We start from the raw sequence: 21404 nt of genomic DNA, 5'->3' as shown, positions 1-21404 counted from the left end.
CGTGTACATCTCTTTTTCCGACCATGGAACCGCGAAGTCGGCGGCACCCCCTGGTCGCCCCGTCGCGACCCGGGTGTCGTCGGTCGTCATCGCGCTGGGCATCGTCAGCCTCGTCACCGACATCTCCACGGAGTCGGTGTCGGCCATCCTGCCGCTCTACATCACCGGGGTGCTCGGCCTGTCGACGATCGCCTACGGCTTTCTCGACGGGACCTACCAGGGCATCAGCGCCATCGTGCGGATCGCCGGAGGATGGGCCTCCGACCGTGGCGACCAGCCCAAGTGGATCGCCTTCTTCGGCTACGGCCTGTCTGCCCTGGCCCGAACCGGGCTTCTCTTCGCGACCGGGTTCACGGCGCTGGTGGCCGTCATCTCGGTCGACCGTCTGGGCAAGGGTGTGCGCACCGCCCCGCGGGACGCGCTGATCACGGCGTCGTCGCTCCCCGAGAACCTGGGCAGGTCGTTCGGGGTGCACCGCATGCTCGACACCGTCGGGGCCGCGGTCGGGCCGCTGCTCGCCTTCGCGATCCTCTTCGCCATCCCCGACGGCTACGACACAGTCTTCGTCGTCTCGCTGGCCTTCGCGATCATCGGGGTCTTCGTGCTCGGCGTTGTGGTGCCCAACACGCGCCCCCGCGCGGACAGCACAGCCGCCGGCACCCCCCGGGTGGCGTTCCGGTGGGCCCAGCTGAGGGACCCCCGGTTGCGGCGGCTGCTGCTGACCGCTGGACTCCTGGGCATCGTGACCATCGGGGACGGCTTCATCTACCTGGTCCTGCAGAGCCGGGATGCGTTCGCGGCCGCCTGGTTCCCACTGCTCTACGTGGGCACAAACGTCGTCTTCCTCCTCCTCGCCATACCCCTCGGCAGGATCGCAGACAGGGTCGGACGCGGCCGGGTCTTCCTCCTCGGTCACCTTGCGCTCCTGGCGGCCTATGTCTGCGCTGCGGTGCCGGTGGCGGGGCTGCCGACGACGGTTCTGTGCCTGGTCGCCCTCGGCGTGTTCTACGCGTCCACCGACGGAATCCTCGCCGCGCTCGCCTCCCAATCCACCCCGGAGGCCAGCCGGGCGACGGCCATCGCCTCCGCCCAGACCGTCGTTGCCCTCACCCGGCTGCTGGCGTCCACCGGATTCGGTCTGCTCTGGTTCGCGGTGGGGCGCGCGAACGCGATGCTGATCATCGCGGCCGCACTCGCCGTGCTGATCCCGCTGGCCGCGCTTGTCCTCCGCGGCGCGTTCACCAAGGCCAGGACCACATGAGCGTCTCCGGCCGCTCGATCGCCGTCGTGCTGGCGAGCGCGCTGCTCCTGGGCGGCGCCGGCGGCTACGGCATCCTCGCCTGGTCGGCCGCCCAGGAACGCCGCAGCGGTCCGAGCGCCGTGCAGGCCGTCAGCACCGACACCATCGCTACCGGCGACCGGGTCGTGTTCCGCAACACCGCGGCCGGCGACGGGTACGGCCTGGTCGCGTCCGTCCCCCTCGCCGATCCGTCCGGTGAGCGCTCGGTCACCGCGGAGGCGTGCGACCGCGTCTACGCGACCGCCGCCCTGCAGATGTGCCTGCACATCGACCGGGGAATCGTCACGACCTTCGCAGCGACACTGCGCGGTGCGGACGCCATCGAACTCGGGTCCTGGCCCCTGCCCGGCATCCCCAGCCGAACCCGGGTGTCCGCGGACTCCGCCCTGGTCGCGATGACCTCCTTCGTGACCGGGCACGCCTATGGCACCGTCGCGTTCTCCACGCAGACCACGATCTCGACGACCGACGGCACCGACTACGGCAATCTCGAAGAGTTCGCGTTGCTGATCGGCGGCGAGCGCGTCACTGCCGCCGACCGCAACATCTGGGGGGTCACCTTCGGCACCGACGACAACACGTTCTTCGCCACGGCAGCATCGGCCGGACGCACCTGGTTGGTGCGGGGAGACCTCGCCGCCCGCAGCCTGACGGCGATCAGGGAATCCGCGGAGTGCCCGTCGCTCTCCCCCGACGGCCGCCATGTGGCCTATAAGAAGGCCGTGGCCGGCACAGCGGCGCCGTTCTGGTCGATCGCGGTGCTGGACCTCGGTACCGGGGTGGAGACCATCCTGCCCGAACCCGGCAACGTCGACGACCAGGTGGAATGGCTGGACGACTCGACGTTGCTCTATGGACTACCCCGGAAGGAAACCGTGGGCGACAGCGATGTCTGGTCCATCCCGATCGACGGAGACGGCGGGCCTCGCCTCTTCATTCCCCATGCCTGGTCCCCCTCGGTGGTGCGCACATGACACTCGACAACGCCCGAATCGTCCCCGGCGGGTCCGCTTGGCCCGCATCCCGTTCCCGGCGCTGTGCGCCTGTCACCGGCCGCGAGGCAATCTCGTGACCACGCACGACGACACCAGGGAGCCCGGGCAGAGGCCGACCCGTCACATCGATGCCAGGACGGCCTCCCCCGCTGTCGATCACGTCTTGATCACCCGGTTCAATTTGCCCACCCCAGGTCCGGAGGGTCGAGTGCGGCAACGCGAAGGATGGCTCACCGACCGCGTCGGCCTCTTCGAGAAGTACTGCCTGCCGTCGGTGCGCGCGCAGACCAACCAGAACTTCCGCTGGCTCATCTACTTCGACCCGGACAGCCCCGAATGGCTCATCCGCCGTCTGTCACCGTACGTGCGGGACCAGGTCTTCGAGCCGATCTACCGGGCCGAGGTCACCCCGAGCATCATTCTCGATGACATCCGTTCCGGGCCGACCACACCCTCGGCCGACCTGCTGACCACGAATCTCGACAACGACGACGGGCTCGCCGCCGATTTCGTCGATCGCCTGCAACGGGTCCAGACGAATGGTCCGCGCTCGGCCCTCTACCTCGCGTCAGGACTGATCCTCGGTCCCGACGGGCTGTTCCTCCGCGTCGACAGGCTGAACGCGTTCTGCTCCGTCAGGGAGACCTGGGCGGATCCTGTCACCTGTTGGGCGGACTGGCACACGCTCTTGCCCCGGTCCATGCCGAGCGTGACGGCGTTCGGTCCCCCGGCGTGGCTGCAGGTCGTGCACGGCAGCAATGTCAGCAACCGGGTTCGCGGCAGGCTCGTCGCGTCGAACGGCTACACCGCCCTGTTCCCCACCCTGCCCAACGACCTCAGCCAGCCGACCCGCTCCGACCTGCTCCATGACCACCTGCTGCGCGGTCCGGCCAGGCTGTTGCGGGAATCGTGCCGCGCCGCCGTGAAGGCCACGCTTCTCTTCCTGGTCGGCAAGAGCGGAGTCGACCGGATCAAGGCGTGGCGCGGCGGCGAGGCCAGCTGAACCCGGGTCGCTTCGGACCACCCCGCCGTACCCCCCGATAAGGTCACAGCGGCTCGTCACCCGCCCGGCTATGGTCACCTCGTGGGCACCTGAGCTTGTGTCAGGTCTCACCACGAGTCCGTGCCGGGCCTTACCCTTCCGGCTGCGGGCCGCGTCCGAGCTGCACCTGTAAACCCGAAATGCAGGGATTGAACGTGACCACAACCAGTATTTGTCGACCCTTCAGTGCGGCCGGATGCCCCGCCAAACGTTGGCGGTGCGACCATGACTCGTGATACCGCCCGAATCGTTCTGGGCGGGTCCGCCGTGGACCTGCTCGAACTCAGCGACTCCATCGAACGGATCGCTCAGCACCTCGAGGCACCCCACCTCCCGCCCCTGGCGGTGACCTCGATCAACCTCGACCACGTGCATCACTTCGGCGCGGGCGCAGACTGGTCGGGAACCCTCGACGCCGACGGACCGGCGCCGGAGTCCGGGCACGGGCCTCTGGCCTGGCTGAATCTCATCGATGGCGCCCCCCTCGCCGCGGAAGCCCGTCGCATCACCGGCCGCGCCTGGCCGCGCCTGGCCGGAAGCGACCTGATCGGCCCGATCCTGGCGCTGTGCGAAAGCCGCGGCACCCGCATCGGCATCCTGGGCGGGACAGCCGACACCCACGAGAGCCTCCTCGCCGAGCTTGCCGATCGGTACCCATCGCTCTGCGTTGCCGGCCTCTGGGCTCCCGCCAGGGCCGACCTGAACGATTCGGTGCGATCGCAGGCCATCGCCCGCGAAATTCGTGAGGCCGACACCGAGCTCTTGATCGTCGGCCTCGGCAAACCCAGGCAGGAGCTGTGGATCGCAGAGCACGGGCTGGCGACGGGCTCCCGCGTGCTGCTGGCCTTCGGGGCCGTCGTCGACTTTCTCGCCGGACGTGTGGCCAGGGCCCCGCACTGGATTTCCGGGCACGGACTGGAGTGGGCGTGGCGGCTCGCCCTGGAACCCCGGCGCCTGAGCACCCGGTACCTTGTGCAGGGCCCACCCGCCTACCTGGCGGTGCGGCGGAGCGCGCCGATCGCCCCACCAGCCTGCACGACCCCTCCGGCCGTGATCGGGGTCCGCTCCGACGATCGTGCGACGGAGTCCCGGTTCGTCGGCTTCGTCGGCCCGGACGACCACGCCGACGTGGCCATCATCGTCGTGGACGGCGCGGTCAGCCTCCTCCCCCTGCTCGAGGAACTCCGGGCCGAGTGCCACGATCTCCGGCTGCGCTGCATAGTGGCCGGCGGTGAACGCGGACGCACGCCCAGGCCCGAGCTGCTGCTGCAGCGGGACCTGATCCTGGTGCCCACCGATCGGGACCGGGGCCACGCGGCATCGGTCAATGCCGCCAAGGCACACATCGGCACGGCAGACGCCGTGCTCGTGCTCGACAGCACGAGCGAAGTGGAACGCGGAGCTCTGCGAACCATGGTCGAACGGATGAACCGCGCGGGCGCCGGCGCTGTGGTACCCCGCGTGCTCTCCGGTGACGGCGCACCGCGCCTGCATCTGCCCAAAGAACCCACCGTGGTCCGGGCATTGATCGGAGCGGCGGCCCACAACCACGACTCCAGCGCTCGAGGCCGGTTCAGCGCGGTGTACACCGACGCTGAAAGCTACGAGCACGCGCACCAGGTGCGCTGGGGGTTCGACACCGGACTCCTGGTGCGCCGAGACATCGACGACCTCGTCGGCGACCGGGATGAGAGGTTCACCGCGGCCCAGGAGTCGGACTACTTCCGTCGCGTGCGTGAGACCGGGGCGTCGATCTGGTACGAACCTGCCGCACGCATCCGGTACGAGCCCCGCTCGGAGGTGCGCCCGCCCGTCCTGGCTGCGCTGCTGGCAGCCAACCAGGTCCGCTTCACCCGCCGCTATCGATCCCTCGGCTACGCCCTCGCTTTGCAGACTGCCGTGGCCGTGACCGCCGCCAGGCAGTGGACCGATCCGGCTCAGCGCACGATTGTGCGCACCCTACTCGCTGGCTCCACCTGGAGATCGGCGCCGGCCCATGCTGGGGAACCTGTCGCGAGCACCGGGGCCGAACCCCGCCCCTGGGGCAGGTCCGCCAAGCCCGCCGGAACCATCATCATCCCCGCCCACAACGAAGACGCCACGATAGGTCGCACCCTCGCCGTGATCGCCCCGATGGCCGCCCTCAACCATGCCGAGATCATTGTCGTCTGCAACGGATGTTCCGACGAGACGGCGTCGATCGCCCGCCGGTTCCCCGGCATCACGGTCTACGACATCCAGACGGCGTCCAAGACGGCGGCCCTCAACGTCGGCGATGCCGCCGCCCACGCCTGGCCACGGCTGTACCTGGACGCCGACGTGGCTATCGAGCCCAGCACTGTGCGGGCCGTCTTCGACGCGCTCACGACCGGGCCCATTCTCGCGGCGCGCCCCGAATACGCCTACGACACCACCGGCGCATCGGCCCTGGTCAAGAGCTACTACCGGGCACGGTGCAGGATCCCAACCAATCGTCACGCGATCTGGGGCGCCGGCGCTTACGCCGTGAACGCCCCGGGACACGAGAGATTCAGCCGCTTCCCCGACCTCACGGCCGACGACTCGTACGTCGACAGTCTCTTCGAGCCCGAGGAGAAGGTCGTCGTACCGACCGGCTCTCCGGTGCGGGTCTTCACGCCCAGAACAGCCGCCGGCCTCATCGCCATCCTCGCCCGCCAGTATCGGGGCGTCTCGGAACTGGGAACCGAGTCCACGACCGGCGGAAGCATCAGGTCCCTCGTCGCGTCCGTGCGCGGTCCGGCCAGCGCGACCGACGTGATCTGTTACGGGCTGCTCACACTGCTCGGACGGCTCAAGACCCACCGTGCCCTGAGCCGGGGCCGCACGGGCTGGGAACGCGACCTGTCCAGCCGGGCGCTTCCTCCGGACGTCGCGGCGTGACCCGGACGACTTCGGGCCATCACCCCCACTCTGGGGTCGGACAGTGCGCGGGTACCGGGATACTGTCTGCTCCGACGGAGAGCCTGATCCTTCCAGCTGCGCCGCGGGTCCGGCCCGCGGCACCCGCCACATCTTTCCAAACCAAGGGGGTGAACGCGTGCACTCATCTCGTCGGCCGCCCGCTGCTGCCATGACCGCTCAAACGCCCGACCTGTCAGTGTCGCCGGCCGCCGGCCGCGAGTCCTTCGTCGGCGCTGACCAGCCGGCCGATATCGCCGTCATCATCGTCACCTACAACAGCGCGGCAGACGTCGGTCCCCTCATCGCCAGTCTGCGGGCGGCACTGCATTCAGTGCGGATCCGGGTCGTCGTCGTTGACAACGGCTCGACCGATGACACCGTCTCCGTGCTCGCGAAGCACAGCGACGTCATCGTACGCTCCAGCGGCGGCAACTACGGTTACGCCGGCGGAATCAACGTGGCACTGCGGCACGTGGGGCAGGCCCGCAGCATTCTGGTACTCAACCCGGACCTTGTCGTTGGCCCCGGCAGCGTGCGGGAGATGCTCGACTGCCTGGAATCGACCGGCGCCGGCCTCATCGTTCCCCGCCTGCTGGATTCCCACGGCGTTCCGCAGGCCTCGCTCCGCCGGGAACCGACGGTGCTGCGCACCTTCGGCGAGGCACTGTTCGGCGACCGGGCCAAACGGAGACCGGGCTGGCTCGCCGAAACCGTCTACGACCACGAGAGCTACGGGCGCGCGCACACCGTCGAGTGGGCCACCGGGGCGGCCCTGTTGATCGACCGAGCGCTTGCCGACAGGCTCGGCGACTGGGATGAACGGTACTTCCTCTACTCGGAAGAGACCGACTACTTCCGCCGCGCCCGGAATGCCGGCGCGATAATCTGGTACACCCCGGCCGCCACTCTCACCCACCGGCAGGGCGGCTCGGGCGTGTCAGCCGGGCAGTCCGCGCTGATGTCCGTCAACCGGGTGCGCTACGCCGAACGGCACAGCACCCCCGTGGCGGCGGCCCTGGTGCACCTTGCTGTCACGCTCCACGCCGCCCTGCGCTCTCACCGGGCAACCGACCGGTACGCCTTGGCCATCCTGCTGGATCGTCGCCGGTGGGGCGACCTCCCCCATGCGACGAACACCGCCGCTTCACCAATCGGGCCGGCCTGATGACCGCCCCGGCCCTGATGCGGGTTCTCTTGCGACGCTGGTATGTCGTCGTGGCCGTCTTCGCCGTCCTGGGCGCCACGTTCCTGATCCTGGATGAGGCCGGCGGCGCCTACGTCTCCGAGACGAAGGTGCTCTTCGTGGTTCCGGGCGCCGCAGCGGTCGGCGTCTTCGACGACCGCCAGCGGGACACCCTGGTGGAATTCGTCGGGGCCATCGAACAGGAGATCAACGAGGGAACGCAGCCCGACCGGCTCTCCCCGGACGCCTCGCTCTTCGGGGCGGGAGTGACAGAGGGACACCAGGTTGTCATCCCGAACACAGGCGGGCAATGGCAGTACAGCTTCCCCGACCCGGTGCTGTCGGTGCGGGTCGTCGGTCACAGCCCAGAGCAGGTCGGAGAGAGCATCAATGCCCTCCTCGACCGGATCGACGTTCTCGCCGCCGACCGCCAGAGCACCGTCGACCCCCCGGATGTCATCAGCACGGAGCGGGTACCGGCCGAAGCGACGGTCAGTTACGTCGGCGGATCCCGCCGGACCCAGGCCCGGGCCCTGCTCGTGCTCGGGCTGGTCGGGCTCGGCGTGGCCGCGGCCGCGGCCGTGCTCATCGACCGGCTCGCCGGCCGGGTGTCGAACCATCGCCGGCCGCGCCGGCCCGCCGGTCCGGCCCTGCCCACGACTACATCCCCAGGCGCAATCACCCAGCAGACGGAGAGTGTGACATGACATTGAAGAACTTCCTGCGCGGTCTCGGACGACGCTGGTACGTCGTGCTGATCGGTCTGATCCTCACCGGCGTCGCCGCCGGCATCGTCTACTCCGAGGTGCAACCGACCTATGAGCGCAATGCGAGCCTGCTCCTGATGCCCGCAGCCTCCAGCGTGCCCGAGGGCGAGAACCCTTACCTGTATCTGGGCGGTCTCGGTCCGGCCAGCGACGTGCTGGTGAACACGATGGCCTCGCAGACCGTTCGCGAGTCGTTGCTGGACGGGCATCCGGCCGCCGACGTCGCCGTCAAACGCCTCGCGACCAGCAGCGGTCCACTCCTGGCCGTCACCGCCACCGGCAGCACCGACAGCGAGGTTGCCGAGGTGTTCGACCGCGCCCTCGCCGGCGTGCAGTCGAACCTCGGCTCGCTGCAGACCCAGGCCGACGTTCCGGCGGGTCAACGCATCACCTTGATCCCGCTCAGCACCGATGGATCCAGCACGGTCATTCAGAAGAGCCGCCTGGAAGCCGTCGCCGCGACGGCTGCCGCCGGCTTCGCCCTCACCCTGCTGCTGGCCGGTTTCGTGGATGGGCTGCTTCTGTCCAGGGCCAGGAGACGCCCGGCGAGCGCCCGTTTTGCCACCGACGTATCGCCTGATTCCGACGTCGCTGTCGAACGGGCCGGGCAGGCCGACGACGACGACATCGACACCCCTCACGGTCCGAGCAATCCCGACCATTCCCGTTCCGGCGACATCAGGGTCCTCGCCGGCGACCTGGACGGCTTCGAGGGGGGCGTGAGTTCCGTTCCGCGCGGCGCCAGGTCCCGCGCTCCCGAGCCCGCCGAATGAGCACGTCGGCGCAGGCGGCGACCCGCGCCGCCTCGACGGTGAACATCGGCCCACATCGGGGAATCGGCGGTCTCACTGTTTTGACCGTGTACCTGGTTCTGCTGTTCGGAATTCCGTCCGGACTCACGATCACGGCCCTGGGGTCGGCGGGACGGCCGGCAACGCTCTGGGCCCTGGGTGCGGCCCTCTGGTGGTGCTGGCACCAGCTGCAGCGTCAGTCCCCTCTCTCACCTGGCCCACGACGCGTATCCGCCGCACTGTTCGCGCTCCTCGCGATCGCGGGGTTCAGCTACGCCTGCGCGATGCTGCGCGGCCTGCCCACGGACGAGGTCAGCCCGGCCGACAACGGGCTCCTGCGGCTGCTGGCGTGGGCCGGGATCCTGCTGGTGGGCGTCGACGGTCTTCCCACCGCGGCCGACCTGCGCGTCCTGCTGAAGAGAGTCGCCTGGGCAGGTGGAGCGATGGCGACCCTGGGCATCATCCAGTTCCTCACCGGCAGCCTGCTCCTCGACTTCTGGCACTTCGTACCGTTCACCGTGTGGGATGCCCCCAACGCGGATGCGCTCGACCAGCGTGCCGGGTTCGTCCGGGCGTCGGGAACCGCGATCCATCCCCTCGAGTACGGGGTCGTCCTGACCATGGCCTTCCCCATCGCCCTCGCGCTGGCCACCGAGAATCGCTCGGCACACAGGCTGATCCCCTGGCTGCCGGTAGCCGCGATCACGGTCGCGTCACTGATCTCGGTCTCCCGGTCAACCCTGATCGGCCTCGCCGTGGGACTGGTCATCCTGCTGCCGACCCTCTCCCGCAACATCCGGGCGCTCATCGTCGCCGCTGGCGGCGCCCTGGCCGTTGCGATCGCGGTGCTCGTTCCGGGCATGATCGGAACCATCCGCGGAATGTTCACCGGCCTGGCGTCGGACCCGAGCACCGCATCACGGACGAACGGCTACGACATCGCCGTCGACTACATGAGTCGGTTCCCGGTCGTGGGCAAGGGCTTCGGAACCTTCATCACCAGGTACCACATCTTCGACAACCAGTACCTGCTCCTGGCGATCGAGCTGGGGATCCTGGGTGCCCTCGCCTTCCTCGTCCTGATTGCCGCCGGCATCGTCAGTGCCGCAGCGGCCAGACGCACCGCGACAGAGAGGCTGGACCGGCAGCTCGCCCAGTCCCTGATCGCAGCGCTCGTCGCGGGCAGCCTGATGTTGGCCTTCTTCGACGGTCTCTCCTTTTCGATCTCCTCGGGGATGTTCTTCCTCGTCATCGGCCTGGCCGGGGGTGCGCGGCACCTCCTCGCAGCCGACGCCCCCGCGCCCGCTCGGCCGACGGCGGTGCGGTAGCGCCCGCAGCGACTACTCGCTGCCCTCACCAGGCGCGAGGGGCACCCGGTAGATGTGGTAACTGGACTCCTCGGCAAAGGAATCGGTGAACCGTCCCGTGCCATCGACCAACAGGCTGCGGTTCTCGCCCAACACGTGGACGCTCTCACGTTCGACCCCTGGCGGCAGGGTGAACGTTCGCTTTCCCGGCCCGGCAGAGCCGTCGACCATCGCGAAGATATAGGCAGACCCAGCGTAGGTCTTCACCATGGTGTCGAGCCCCTGACCGAAGGTGTAGTCGTAGGACTGGGTATTGAGCACAGGGGCGAGGGAGTGAATTTGAGCATTCACCGCCTTCACCGCCGCGACGTTGGCGTTGCCACAGAAACCGGGGGTGACCTGAGATTCGCGGAACACGTTGCTGCTTTGGCACTTCCCGCTGAGGCTCTGATTGAAATAGGCGATGCCTCTGGCTTCGTTGATGAGCGAGTTCATCACCGCTCCCTTGACCTCTGCGGGGGTGAGGTATGCCTTCGGCGCAGCATCCGGCGGGCCCCCATTCAGGTTCTCCACCCACTGCCAGAGCGGCTGGAGGTTCCCGTCCGCGGCATCCTGAGCACGAAGGGACGTCATCGTCGCACCGTAGCTCGACGCGGTGCGGCAGGTCGCCTGGGCGACCGGCGTCAGGTACACGTCCCGGTACGGCGTCAGGTCACAGAACGGGATGCTGTACCAGTACATGTCCACCGACACCACATCCGTGTATCCGTTGACGTATTGGCGAGCGGCCGCTTCCGGGAGGTCACGTGCGACGACCATCTGGGTGAAGTTCGCATACCGGAACCGCCCATCCTCGGGGAGGGCGTCGACCAGCCCTTGGAGGTGTTTCTGCCCGTCAGCCGGGCTGAACCGCCCATCGACCTCGTCGTCCAGGAACTGTCCCACCCAGTTGTCGCTGTCGACGGTGAAGCTGCTGTTGAGCTGTCCGCCGATCCAGAACACGCCGTTGTCGGTGAAGAGCTGGTACGGGGTGCCATCCCACATGCCGCTGTAGGTGTTGATGCCGAGTGACTTGTCGTAGGCGACCTCCGCATCGGTGCTGAAGTTGCCGAACCAGGAGACGATCGGGAAAAACGCCGGGTCGTCCCAACCGGCCGCGTCGGCCTTGCTGAATTGTTTCCAATAGGCCGGGCCGCCTTCCCAGGGGATTCGGGGAAGGTCCAGCCCTGGCCCGGCGTCGTTGGGCGGCAGCGTTACCGGATCGAGCTCGGCCGGGCTCGGCGCGGAGCCCGAGCCATCCGGGGACGCGGGACTCGCGGACCGTGGGACGTTTTCGGGCACGGTCTCGCCCGGCGCTGCGGGGCGAAACCTGACATCGACGTAGTAGTTGCTGTCCTGGAACGTCGCGGTCGGGAAGCCTCCCGACCCATAGCGGAAGACACCGCCGCCGGCTGGAACCGAGAGCGCTCCGCTGCTGTGGGGGTCCGCGAGCGCCTCTTCGTCCGCGGCGTAGCGACCGTTGGGCGCGAGGTAGGAGGCGACGTAGCTGCGGCCCCGGTGAACCGGAACCGGGTCGGCGAAGGTGGCGTCCTGCCAGCCGCTCGATGACTCTTCGGTGAAAGTGACCACGGACAGTGGGCTCCCGTCACCGTCCCACAGGCTTCCCACGTGGGTGCCCGTGTTGCCTGCACCCTTGTAAAACCGGAGGCCTGTCACCCAGCCGTCGCTGGAGCTGGTGAACCGCACGCCCACTTCCACCGAGGTGTCGTCCGGCGCGGCGGTCACGGCGGGGACCGTCGAAGCGAAGATGTCAACCTCCGCCCGCGCCTGTCCCGCGAGGCCGGCCACCAGCGCCACCGCGGCGAGCACGACCACGACGGCCGCAGAGACCACGAGTCGCCGGCGCCGTCGGATCGCCGTGATTTCAGGGGTGCGTTCCGGCATCTTCTGTTCCCTCGCGATGGTCGAACGGCCGGGCGCTCAGGTGAACGCGCCGGATGCCGCGGGTCGTGACCGGCGCGTGGCCCTGAGCCCTGAGCTCGGCCCGGGATGGACAAGGGCAAGGAGGTGCCCCGCCCGCACGTCCCAGCTGTGGGCGGCCGCGAAGTCGATCCGTCGTCGGCGAGCGGCATCCGCCCCCGCTTGTCGTGCCGGGTCGCAAACGATTCGCTGCACCTGCGCGGCGAAGCTGCCCGGATCGGTGCCGACGATGATCAGGTCGGTGTTCAACCAGTGCACGGCCGGCAGGTCGGTCGACACCACCGGCAGCCCGTTGGCCAGGTACTCCAGGGTCTTCAGGGGAAAGCTGGCCCGGTTGAATGACGTGACGCGATACGGAGTCAGGCCGACCGCTGCCCCCGCGAGGTGATCGGGAAGTTCCGCGAACGGGACCGACCCGAGCCAGGTCACCGTCTCCGCAGCGAGAAGGGCGTCGATCCGCACCGTGATTGCCGGGTCGCGCTCGGTACGCGGCCCGATCACCAGGACCGGCACTCCCGTCGCCACCACCGCCTCGAGCACGTCGAAGTCCAGGCGTTCATTGAGTTGACCGACCAGAGCGGCAGCGGACACCGAGTCGCCAAGGTCACGCGGACGCTCGCCAGCCGATACAACGGGTTCGCAGCCGTTGGGCAGGATCTCGACCGGTCGGTCGGCGGCCAGTCCCTGGACTGTCGCGGCCAGCTCCGGAGTGACCGCGGCGACCACGTCCGCCCTGGACACGTTGCTTCGGAGGAAACCGAGAATTCCCGTCAGGGGCAGTTTCATCAGGGCGGCACCGGCCACCCAGTCGTCGGTGAGGTACAACAGCCGGCTCCCCCGCACCCGGTTCGGGAACCGGGCGCGGGGCGTGGCGACCACCACGGCGGTGACGTCGGCCTCCAGCTTTCTGAGCGCCCAGCGGACGGCCCACGCGTTCAGGGCATCCGCGATGGGGAGCAACGCCCGCCTCGACGCGAACGGCACGGTCACGCTCTGCAGCCGCACGATGTTCTGCCCCTCGACGACGAGCCGGCGAACCGGCCAGCGGCGCTCCCGGCGCGCCACCCTGTGCACCGCGACCGGCGGGTCGACCCAGAGCACAGGGAGGCGTCGGGCAAGCGCCGCCGTGAGGCGCCGATCGGTTCCCGGAACGCCGTCCCAGTCGGCTCCGGCGATGTACACGAGGTAGGTCTTGGTCACGAGCGCACTCCAGTCTGCGCCGGCAGTCGGCCGGACCGGGCCGCCGCCCTCCGGGCGTTGAAGTCGTCCGTCTGCTCGGTACCGAGCATCCGCCGCACGCGTTTGTGTGCGTAGTACCTTGCGTACCGGGCCAGGGCAGCGGCGTCGTGCCGCACCGTCTGCCCGCGCGGGACGCGCAGCTCGAGTGCTGTGCGGTAGATCGCCAGCTGTGTGTCGGCCGCCGCCTCGACCGAGAACCGCTCTCGCACGGTGGCCAGGCCGAATGCTCCGATGTCGGCTCGGAGGCCGGGGTCCGCGACCAGCCGCCGGAGGATGCTTTCCAACCGGGCCGGGCCCGCTGCGGCCGATTCCCCCACCCCGAACCATCCGGCCCAGAGGAATTCCGGCAGGGTGGCCGAGGTGAGAAGCTTCCAGTAGCCGCCCTCCCCCTGCACCACCAGCGGTTTGGCGAAGGCGAGCCCCTTCAGCGCCGATCCCCCCATGCCGAGCATCACATCGGCTGACTCGTAGACGGGTCGGGGATCGACCACCTCGCCGAGCAGGAGCACGGTGCCGGCCCCCACCTGCGTGTTGACGTGCGCGGCTCGGGCTGCCACCTCCGCACGAGCAGGCCCGTCCCCGGCGATGACGAGCCGTATCGCGCTGTGACGGGCCAGGGACCCGACCGTGTCGATCGCGGTGAGGATTCCCTCCAGCTTCAGTTGGTGCGCGAACCTGGTGACCATGCCGACCGTGAAGCGAGCGTCGCTCCCGGCTCCGAAGACCCCCGCAGGCACGACACCGGGATGATTCTGGGTCAGGTCGACCGGCGGCTCCAGCAGGCTGACCGAGGAACGACCGAAGGCACGCTCAATGGTGGCTATCGCCTCGGTCCCGACCGTGAGGGGAAGGCTCTTCGGCAGGAACGGCGCCACCGCCATCGACATCACCGTGCAGACCGCGACGGCGGATGGCTGCATCCGGCTGGCCAGGACGCACTCGAGACCAGGTGGCCACTCGTAACCGTGCAGCACATCGATCCCCCGTTCCACCACGAGGTCCGCGAGCGCCCGGGCCACCCGAGGTGACGGGCGACGGCCCGGCGGCGGCGCGGCGACGAATTCAAGACCCAGGTCGGCGATTCGCTTCGACAGCGCACCCGGGGTGCCGAAGACCACGACCCGGTGGCCACGGCGCTGGAGCGCTGCCGCGATCTCGATCGCGTTGAGCTGGCTCCCGCCGATCCCGAGGTCGTGCGGATAGACAAGCACCCCGAGCGTCATGCGCGCCCCCTGTCCACATGACGGACCAGCCAGGACGACGGCCAGGCGAGACCGACCAGCAGCCGGCCGAAGGTGCGGGACCCGCGCAGCGCCGGCGGCACCAGTGGGAGAAGGAGCTGCGCGGTGAGCACCAGATACAGGATGCCGCCCGCCAGCCCGCCGAGCAGAAACTTCGCCGGTGCTGTCGGCACCAGCATCGCCACGGCCCACGCCGTGCCGCCGGCCAGGGCCGCTGCCGACACCGGCCAGGCAACCGCCCGCACCAGCACGCCGAAGGGCCGCTGGATCGTTCGTCGCACCATGAAGAGGTACAACGGCAGAGTGACTCCCGCTGTCACCAGGATGTGGGCCAGTCCAACGCCCACCAGGTCGCCGTACCGAACACCGACCGCCATGGCGGGCAGGAGCACCGCCAGAGCGACAACCTGCACGAGGAGCAGACCGCCGGTGCGACCGGTGGAGATGATGATGTTCGCCAGAAGGAGGCAGAGCACGAAGAGGACACCGTAGACGGCGAGGACGGCGAGGGCCGGCGCGGCGCCCGTCCATTGGGTTCCGTAGATGGTGCTGAGCAACGGCTCCGCGAGGGCGAGGGTGAGCGCGCCGATGACACACGCCACCAGGGCGACGGTCCGGCAGGCCGAAAGCAGCGCGCCGCGCAGGTCCCCGCCCTCGTGACGCACTCGGGAGAACGCGGGCTGAACGATGCCGTTCAGCACGGATCCGATCACCGCGGTGGACCAGCCCGCGATGGTGAAAGCCAGCGAGTAGAGCCCGGTGGCTTCGACGCCCAGGGTGCGCCCGACGACGATGTAGTCCACGTTCAGCAACGCCTGGCTGAGCAGGTTCGCCAGGGCGAGCGGCAGTCCGAAGCGAACGAGCATGCCGATCTGGTCGCGCCGAAAGCCCGGCCGGTAACGTCTGTTCACCTTCAGGGTGAGGATCACCCCGGTGACCAGCTGAGCCGCAACCCGCGACCAGGCGAAGGCGAGCGCTCCATCCCCGGCAAGCGCCACCAGCAGGAGGACCGCGCTACTGGGCACGAACGCGATAGCCGCAGCCCGAAACAGCACGTCCTGCCGGAACTCCCGTTGGATCAGGGCCCCCGGCACCACAAACGGCCCGATGAGTGCCACCGAGAGCGCCATCACGCGCAGCGGTGCAGCGGCGTCCGGGGACCCGAGGGCAGCGGCGAGCGGGTCTGCGAAAACGGCCATCGCGGCACCCAGCACGAAGCTCGTCACTATCGAGACCGTGGCGATCGTCGGCGCGATGCGGTCGGGGTCGAGATCGTTGCGGAGCAGAGCCGAGGAGATGCCGAGTTCGGCGAGGCTGACGACGACCCCGTGGGCAACCATCGCCAGGGCGAACACCCCGAACGCTTCCGGGGCCACGATCCGAGCGACGATCGCCATGATCGCGATGTTGGCAAAGCGCAGGAACAGGGTGCTACCGGCCGACCAGAGCGCCCCGCTGCGCACCTGGTCGCCGAGGACCGACCCGGCTGAGGCGTCGGTCACAGGCATGATCGCAGGGTGTCGACCACCCGGTCCTGCTGTTCGTCGGTGAGGCCGGGGTAGATCGGCAACGAGAGGATTTCCGCGCTGAGGTGCTCGGCAACGGGGAACGCGCCCTGCCCCCTGGCCGCGTCGGCGAAGGCCGGAAGCTGATGCACCGGGAGCGGGTAATGGATGCCCACGCCGATACCCGCGTCACTCATGTCCTGGAACACCCGGTCCCGTTGCGGTACGCGCACCACGAATTGGTGGAAAACGTGCTCGTTCCCCGGCGCGGTTCGGGGCGTGACAACGCCGGGAGTCCCGTCGAGGAGCGCGGTGTACCTGGCGGCGAGACGGCGGCGTTCGGCGTTCCACTCGTCGAGCAGGGCGAGCTTGGCGGACAGCACGACGGCCTGCAGGCTGTCGAGCCGGGAGTTGGTGCCCACCCTGAGGTGCTCGTACTTGTGCACTCCGCCGTGGTTGCTGAGTGCGCGGACCTCGGCGGCAATGGCGTCGGAGGACGTGATCACCGCACCGGCATCACCGTAGGCGCCCAAATTCTTGCCGGGGTAGAAGCTGGTCCCGGCCACATCCCCCAATGACCCGGCGCGCCGGCCATGGGACCGGGCCCCTTGGGCCTGGGCCGCGTCTTCGACCAGGACGACGTCGGGGCCGACAAGCAGGCGGAGCTCGTCGACCGGTGCGGCCTGACCGTACAGGTGCACGGCGATGACGGCCCTGGTCTCCGCGGTCATCCGCTCGCCGACACTCACCGGGTCGATCAGAAAGTTCTCGTCACAGTCGGCGAAGACCACCCGGGCGCCGGCGCGTACGACGGCTTCGGCGCTCGCAACGAAGGTGTTGGCGGGCACGATGACCTCGTCCCCCGGGCCGATGCCGCTGGCGCGCAGCGCGAGCTCGAGCGCGTCGGTGCCGTTGCCGACGCCGATCACGTGCCGGCTGGTGCAGTAGGCCGCATACTCCCCCTCGAACCGGGCAACGTCGGGACCCTGGATGAAAGAGGTCTCCGCGATGACCCGGTCGAAACCCAACCGCACCACCTCGGCGATCTGCTGGTGCTGTGCGGCCAGGTCGAGCATCGGGACTCGTTCGGTGGTCTTCACACTGCGCTCCTTTGATAAAGGGACCGGGCGGGGACACCTACCCAGGTCTCGCCGGCCGGCACGTCGGCGACGACGGCGGCGCCCATCCCGACGATCGCGCCCGCTCCCACGTGGACACCTTGCCGAACTGAGGCGTTCATGCCCAGGTAGGCGCCCTCCCCCACGGTGACGCCGCCGCCGAGCGAGGCCCCGGCGGCCACGGTGGCGAAATCACCGAGCGCGTCGTCGTGGGTGAGGGTGACGTTGGGCATCACGACGCAGTGCCGACCGATGCGCACCATCACTGTCAGCACGACCCCGGCCAGCACGATGCTGCCCGGTTTCACCGTGCAGCCCGGCGGGATGCGCACGGAGGCGTCGACGAAGGTGCCGAACCGATCCTCGCCGACGTCGAACGCGGCGAGCCTGTCCGCGATGGCGTGCCGGCCGCGTCCGGTTCCGACGCAGATCAGGAGGGGAGTTCTGACCCGCACAGCGTCATGCACCGGCCCGAGCACCCCGACGCCGTCGATCCGGCTGCCGTGCAATTCGGGGTTGTCGTCGAGAATGCCGACCACCCGGAACCGGTCGCCGGCCGCCGCGATCACCTCGCGGGCGAGGCCGCTCGCGCCGAGAAGGATGACGTCCTTCATGCCGCTCCTCGCCCTTCGTATTCGGTTGCCGAGCGCAGCGCAGCAATCACCCGGTCCTGGTCTGTGGAAGCCAGGTCGTGGTAGAGCGGCAGGATCAGGGTGTGCTCGGTGAGGTAATCGGTCGCCGGAAGCGGCGGGTTGTCCGTGTGCTGGTACGCGGGCTGCCGGTGGGCGGCCATGATGCCCCTGCGGGCCGAAATATCGGCACCGGCCAGCGCCCTCATGGCGCCGTCCCTGTCCGTGGCGAACCCGGGTTCGACCTCGACCCAGTAGGACTGGTAATTGCTGGTTCCCCAGGCCGGGTCGGTCACCGGACGGAGCCCGGGCAGCTCGGACAGCGCCCGGTCGTAGCGCTGGGCGAGGGCCCGTCTACGTTCGATGATCCTGTCGAGGCGCCCGAGTTGGACGATTCCGACGGCAGCCTGCAGGTCTGTCATCCGGTAGTTGAAACCGATCTCCCCGTACACCTCCGGTGCTGCGAGCACGCTTGCCTGCCGGTCGCTCGCCGAGACGCTCATCGAGTGTTCCCTGAGCCGGCGGGCTCGTGCCGCCCAATCTGCCCTGGAGGTCGTCAACATCCCGCCCTCACCGGTGGTGAGCAGCTTCCGCGGATGGAACGACCATGCGGCGATGTCGGCCCCCGCACCGACGGGGCGGCCGCGGTAGGTCGAACCGGCGCCGCAGGCGGCATCCTCTATGACGGGGATGCCCAGGGGGTCGCACACCGCCCTGATCGAGTCGAGGTCGACCGGCACCCCGCCCTGGTCCACGACGATCACGGCCCGGGTCAGGGGCGTCAGCGCCGCGGCGACGGTGTCCGCGGTCAGGTTCCCCGTCGTGAGGTCGACGTCGGCGAAAACCGGACGGGCACCGACGTAGCTGGGGGCGTTGGCCGTGGCGATGAAAGAAAAGGACGGCACGACGACGTCGTCGCCCGCCTCGACGCCGACGACGATGAGCGCGAGGTGCAACGCGGTCGTGCAATTGGAGGTGGCGACCGCGTGGCTCGCGTGCATGGCCTCGGCGAACTCGCTCTCGAAGCGGGCGACCCTCGGCCCCTGGGCCACCCAACCTGACTCGATGACCTCGGTCACGGCCTGCACCTCTTCGGCACCAAGCCACGGTTTCATCACGTTGATCCTCGTCACGAGGTCACCAGCGTTCTGGTTGCCGCGATGTCGTCGCGAAGCGGCGCCCACCAGGCCACCAGCTCCCGCAGACCGTCGGTCAGCGCCGTGTCGGCCGTGAAGCCCAGGTCGACCCTGGCCGCTTGAACGTCGGCCAGTCGCCTGGCGACGCCGTTGACCGCTCGGTCGGGTCCGTGCGCCACGGAAAGGTCCGACCCCATGGCCTCGAGGAGGGCCTGTGCCAGACCCAGCAGGCTGGTCTCGGTGCCACTGGCGATGTTGTAAACGCCGTCGCGGCTGTCACTGGCCGCCGCCAGGAGATTCGCCCTGGCGATGTCAGCGGTGAACACGAAGTCCATGGTCTGGTTCCCGTCCCCGAAGATCAACGGGGGTTTCCCGTCGGCGATGCGCTCCATCCACCGCACCAGGACCTCGGTGTACAGGCCGTGCACGTCCATCCGCGGCCCGTAGACGTTGAAGTAGCGCAGCACCACGAAATCCAGGCCACGCATGGCCCGGAAGCTGCGGAGCATCCCCTCGTTGAAGGACTTCGCCGCACCGTAGAAGGTGTCGTTGTTGTGGTGGTGGTGACGCTCCGAGGTGGGGAACTGCTCGGCCAGGCCGTACACCGAGGCGCTGGAGGCGGTGATGAGTTTGTCGACGCCACGGTCGGCTGCCGCTTCGAAGACGTTGAAGCTGCCGTCGACCAGCACCTCGAGGGCCAGGCGCGGGTCCTCGGCGCACTGGGTGATCCGGAGGGCGGCTTCGTGGAAGACCAGGTCCTTGCCCGCGACGATGTCGTGCACCAGATCACGGTCACGCAGGTCGCCCTCGACCAGGGTCACCCGGCCGGACGCGAGTGCTCCGGCGAGGTTGTCGCGCCGTCCCCTGACCAGATTGTCGAGCACGTCGATATGCGCCGCACCGGCGTCGAGCAGCTGGTCGACGATGGCCGATCCGATCGTGCCGGCTCCACCGGTGACAAGCACCCTCGCTCCCGACAGATCGCTCATGACACCTCTCCGATCAGGCTCAGGTCGTCGGAGATGGCCCGGATGTCCGCAACGGGGGCCAGCTGCGCCGCGGCCATGCTCCTGGTCGCCGCCTCCAACACGGCCAGCACACGCAGGCCCGACTCCCCGTCTGTTCTGGCGGGGCGTTTCTCCCGGATGCTGAGCGCGAATTCTGTCGCCATCGCGCCGAGCGCCTCGTGTTCGGGAAGGGCGGGCGACCAGGTGTCGCCCAGGCGGTAGGAGATCGTCGACTCCCGACGCGCCTCGCCGTCGGCGGCTTGCAGGGACAAGTCCACCCCGCGGTCGTAGATACTGACCCGTTGCTGAGGGTTCAGGTCATCCCAGACCAGGGTTCGCTTGGTGCCGCCGATGATCATTTGGCGGATCTTGGTGGGGCTGAGCCAGTTCACGTGCACGTGGGCGATCGCCCCGTTCGCCAGCGGCAGGGCGAGGTACCCCACGCAGGCCTTGCCCGCTGCGAGCGGGTCTGCCCCGTGCGCCGAGACCGACAGGGGCCGCAACCCTCCGGGCAGGACGAAATCGATGATGGACAGGTCGTGCGGGGCAAGGTCCCAGAAGACATCCACGTCGGGCTGGATCAAGCCGAGATTCACCCGCACCGAGTCGATGTAGAGGATGTCGCCGAGGGCACCCTCCGCGACAAGTTCACGGATCTTCAGGACGGCGGGCGTGTAGCAGTAGGTATGGTCGGCCATGAGGACAAGACCCAGGTCGGCGGCCACCCGAACCATGTCCCTGCCCTTGACCCCGGTGTCGGCGAGTGGCTTCTCCACCATCACATGTTTGCCGGCTCTGAGGGCGGCCGTTGCGATGGAGTGATGGGTGCCCGCCGGCGTGGCGATGGCCACGGCGTCGATGTCGTCGGAGTCCAGCAGTTCCTGAAGCGATGTCACCACGCGGGCGCCGCCGACCAGGTCGGCGACCCGCTGGGCGCGGTCCCTGTCGAGGTCGCAGATCGCGACCAGCTCCCAGTCCGCGCTGGCCCGGAAGTTGCGGGCGAGGTTGGGACCCCAGTATCCGGCGCCGATGACGGCTATGCGTAGTTTTGTGTTCACGTGTACCCCCAGGGTGTTGTGGGTGTTCAAGACCGCTCGGGTAACGGTCTTGTCGTTGCAGGCGTCACCGCGGGTTCGGTGAAGCCGAATCGTCTAGCCGGACGGGGTGAAGACCACGTCGACGAAGTAGTTCTCCGCCTGCCAGGAGTTGGTCGGGAAACCACCGGCGGCAGCGTAGAGGTAC

17 protein-coding genes are annotated in these 21404 nt (G+C 69.0%); 8 read left to right on the top strand and 9 right to left on the bottom strand.

Going from position 1 to position 21404, the window contains the following annotated elements:
* The first annotated feature begins 1 nt into the window (after position 1).
* The 8 genes from ACEN2M_RS18325 (at position 2) to ACEN2M_RS18290 (ending at position 10328) form a co-directional block, all read left to right on the top strand.
* Entirely contained in the window at positions 2-1261 is a 1260-nt protein-coding gene (locus ACEN2M_RS18325) for an MFS transporter (RefSeq protein ID WP_441649579.1), read from the top strand.
* Positions 1258-2274, top strand: coding sequence for a hypothetical protein (locus ACEN2M_RS18320; protein ID WP_441649578.1), 1017 nt, complete (start codon positions 1258-1260; stop codon positions 2272-2274). The genes ACEN2M_RS18325 and ACEN2M_RS18320 overlap by 4 nt, the downstream gene beginning before the upstream one ends.
* A gap of 94 nt (positions 2275-2368) precedes the next feature.
* Positions 2369-3298 carry a glycosyltransferase gene (locus tag ACEN2M_RS18315; protein WP_441649577.1) on the top strand — a complete coding sequence of 310 codons (930 nt, stop codon included), beginning with the start codon at positions 2369-2371 and terminating at the stop codon, positions 3296-3298.
* Between the two features lie 264 nt (positions 3299-3562).
* Complete coding sequence (locus ACEN2M_RS18310; RefSeq protein ID WP_441649576.1) at positions 3563-6238, top strand: WecB/TagA/CpsF family glycosyltransferase; 2676 nt, start codon at positions 3563-3565, stop codon at positions 6236-6238.
* 190 nt (positions 6239-6428) lie between these two features.
* Positions 6429-7424: a glycosyltransferase family 2 protein gene (locus tag ACEN2M_RS18305; RefSeq protein WP_441649575.1), complete on the top strand. Its 996-nt coding sequence runs from the start codon at positions 6429-6431 to the stop codon at positions 7422-7424.
* The gene (locus tag ACEN2M_RS18300) at positions 7424-8149 is read left to right on the top strand and encodes a hypothetical protein (protein ID WP_441649574.1); all 726 of its coding nucleotides are present in this window, start codon (positions 7424-7426) and stop codon (positions 8147-8149) included. The genes ACEN2M_RS18305 and ACEN2M_RS18300 overlap by 1 nt, the downstream gene beginning before the upstream one ends.
* Positions 8146-8982: a hypothetical protein gene (locus tag ACEN2M_RS18295; protein WP_441649573.1), complete on the top strand. Its 837-nt coding sequence runs from the start codon at positions 8146-8148 to the stop codon at positions 8980-8982. Before ACEN2M_RS18300 ends, ACEN2M_RS18295 begins: the two co-directional genes overlap by 4 nt.
* Positions 8979-10328, top strand: a complete 1350-nt coding sequence (locus ACEN2M_RS18290; protein ID WP_441649572.1) for an O-antigen ligase family protein — start codon at positions 8979-8981, stop codon at positions 10326-10328. Before ACEN2M_RS18295 ends, ACEN2M_RS18290 begins: the two co-directional genes overlap by 4 nt.
* Positions 10329-10340: 12 nt before the next feature.
* On the opposite strand, the gene ACEN2M_RS18285 is transcribed toward ACEN2M_RS18290, so the two are convergent.
* The 9 genes from ACEN2M_RS18285 to ACEN2M_RS18245 all read right to left on the bottom strand — a co-directional run bounded on the left by ACEN2M_RS18285 (position 10341) and on the right by ACEN2M_RS18245 (position 21220).
* Complete coding sequence (locus ACEN2M_RS18285) at positions 10341-12182, bottom strand: DUF4082 domain-containing protein (protein WP_441649571.1); 1842 nt, start codon at positions 12180-12182, stop codon at positions 10341-10343.
* A 105-nt stretch (positions 12183-12287) separates the two neighbouring features.
* Positions 12288-13487 (bottom strand): glycosyltransferase, encoded by a 1200-nt coding sequence (locus ACEN2M_RS18280; protein WP_441649570.1) that lies wholly within the window; start codon positions 13485-13487, stop codon positions 12288-12290.
* Positions 13484-14749, bottom strand: a complete 1266-nt coding sequence (locus ACEN2M_RS18275; protein ID WP_441649569.1) for a glycosyltransferase family 4 protein — start codon at positions 14747-14749, stop codon at positions 13484-13486. The genes ACEN2M_RS18280 and ACEN2M_RS18275 overlap by 4 nt, the downstream gene beginning before the upstream one ends.
* Positions 14746-16275 (bottom strand): oligosaccharide flippase family protein, encoded by a 1530-nt coding sequence (locus ACEN2M_RS18270; RefSeq protein WP_441649568.1) that lies wholly within the window; start codon positions 16273-16275, stop codon positions 14746-14748. The genes ACEN2M_RS18275 and ACEN2M_RS18270 overlap by 4 nt, the downstream gene beginning before the upstream one ends.
* On the bottom strand, positions 16266-17372 hold the full coding sequence (locus ACEN2M_RS18265; protein ID WP_441649567.1) for a DegT/DnrJ/EryC1/StrS family aminotransferase: 1107 nt from the start codon (positions 17370-17372) through the stop codon (positions 16266-16268). Before ACEN2M_RS18265 ends, ACEN2M_RS18270 begins: the two co-directional genes overlap by 10 nt.
* Positions 17369-18004: a NeuD/PglB/VioB family sugar acetyltransferase gene (locus ACEN2M_RS18260; protein WP_441649566.1), complete on the bottom strand. Its 636-nt coding sequence runs from the start codon at positions 18002-18004 to the stop codon at positions 17369-17371. Before ACEN2M_RS18260 ends, ACEN2M_RS18265 begins: the two co-directional genes overlap by 4 nt.
* Positions 18001-19134: a DegT/DnrJ/EryC1/StrS family aminotransferase gene (locus tag ACEN2M_RS18255; RefSeq protein WP_441649565.1), complete on the bottom strand. Its 1134-nt coding sequence runs from the start codon at positions 19132-19134 to the stop codon at positions 18001-18003. The genes ACEN2M_RS18260 and ACEN2M_RS18255 overlap by 4 nt, the downstream gene beginning before the upstream one ends.
* A 14-nt stretch (positions 19135-19148) precedes the next feature.
* Positions 19149-20144, bottom strand: coding sequence for an NAD-dependent epimerase/dehydratase family protein (locus ACEN2M_RS18250; protein ID WP_441649564.1), 996 nt, complete (start codon positions 20142-20144; stop codon positions 19149-19151).
* Positions 20141-21220, bottom strand: a complete 1080-nt coding sequence (locus tag ACEN2M_RS18245) for a Gfo/Idh/MocA family protein (protein WP_441649563.1) — start codon at positions 21218-21220, stop codon at positions 20141-20143. The genes ACEN2M_RS18250 and ACEN2M_RS18245 overlap by 4 nt, the downstream gene beginning before the upstream one ends.
* Between the last annotated feature and the right edge of the window lie 184 nt (positions 21221-21404).

Source organism: Cryobacterium sp. W22_MBD10_FK3 (assembly GCF_052113745.1).
GTDB lineage: Bacteria > Actinomycetota > Actinomycetes > Actinomycetales > Microbacteriaceae > Cryobacterium.
This window is presented reverse-complemented; position numbering and strand designations above follow the sequence as displayed.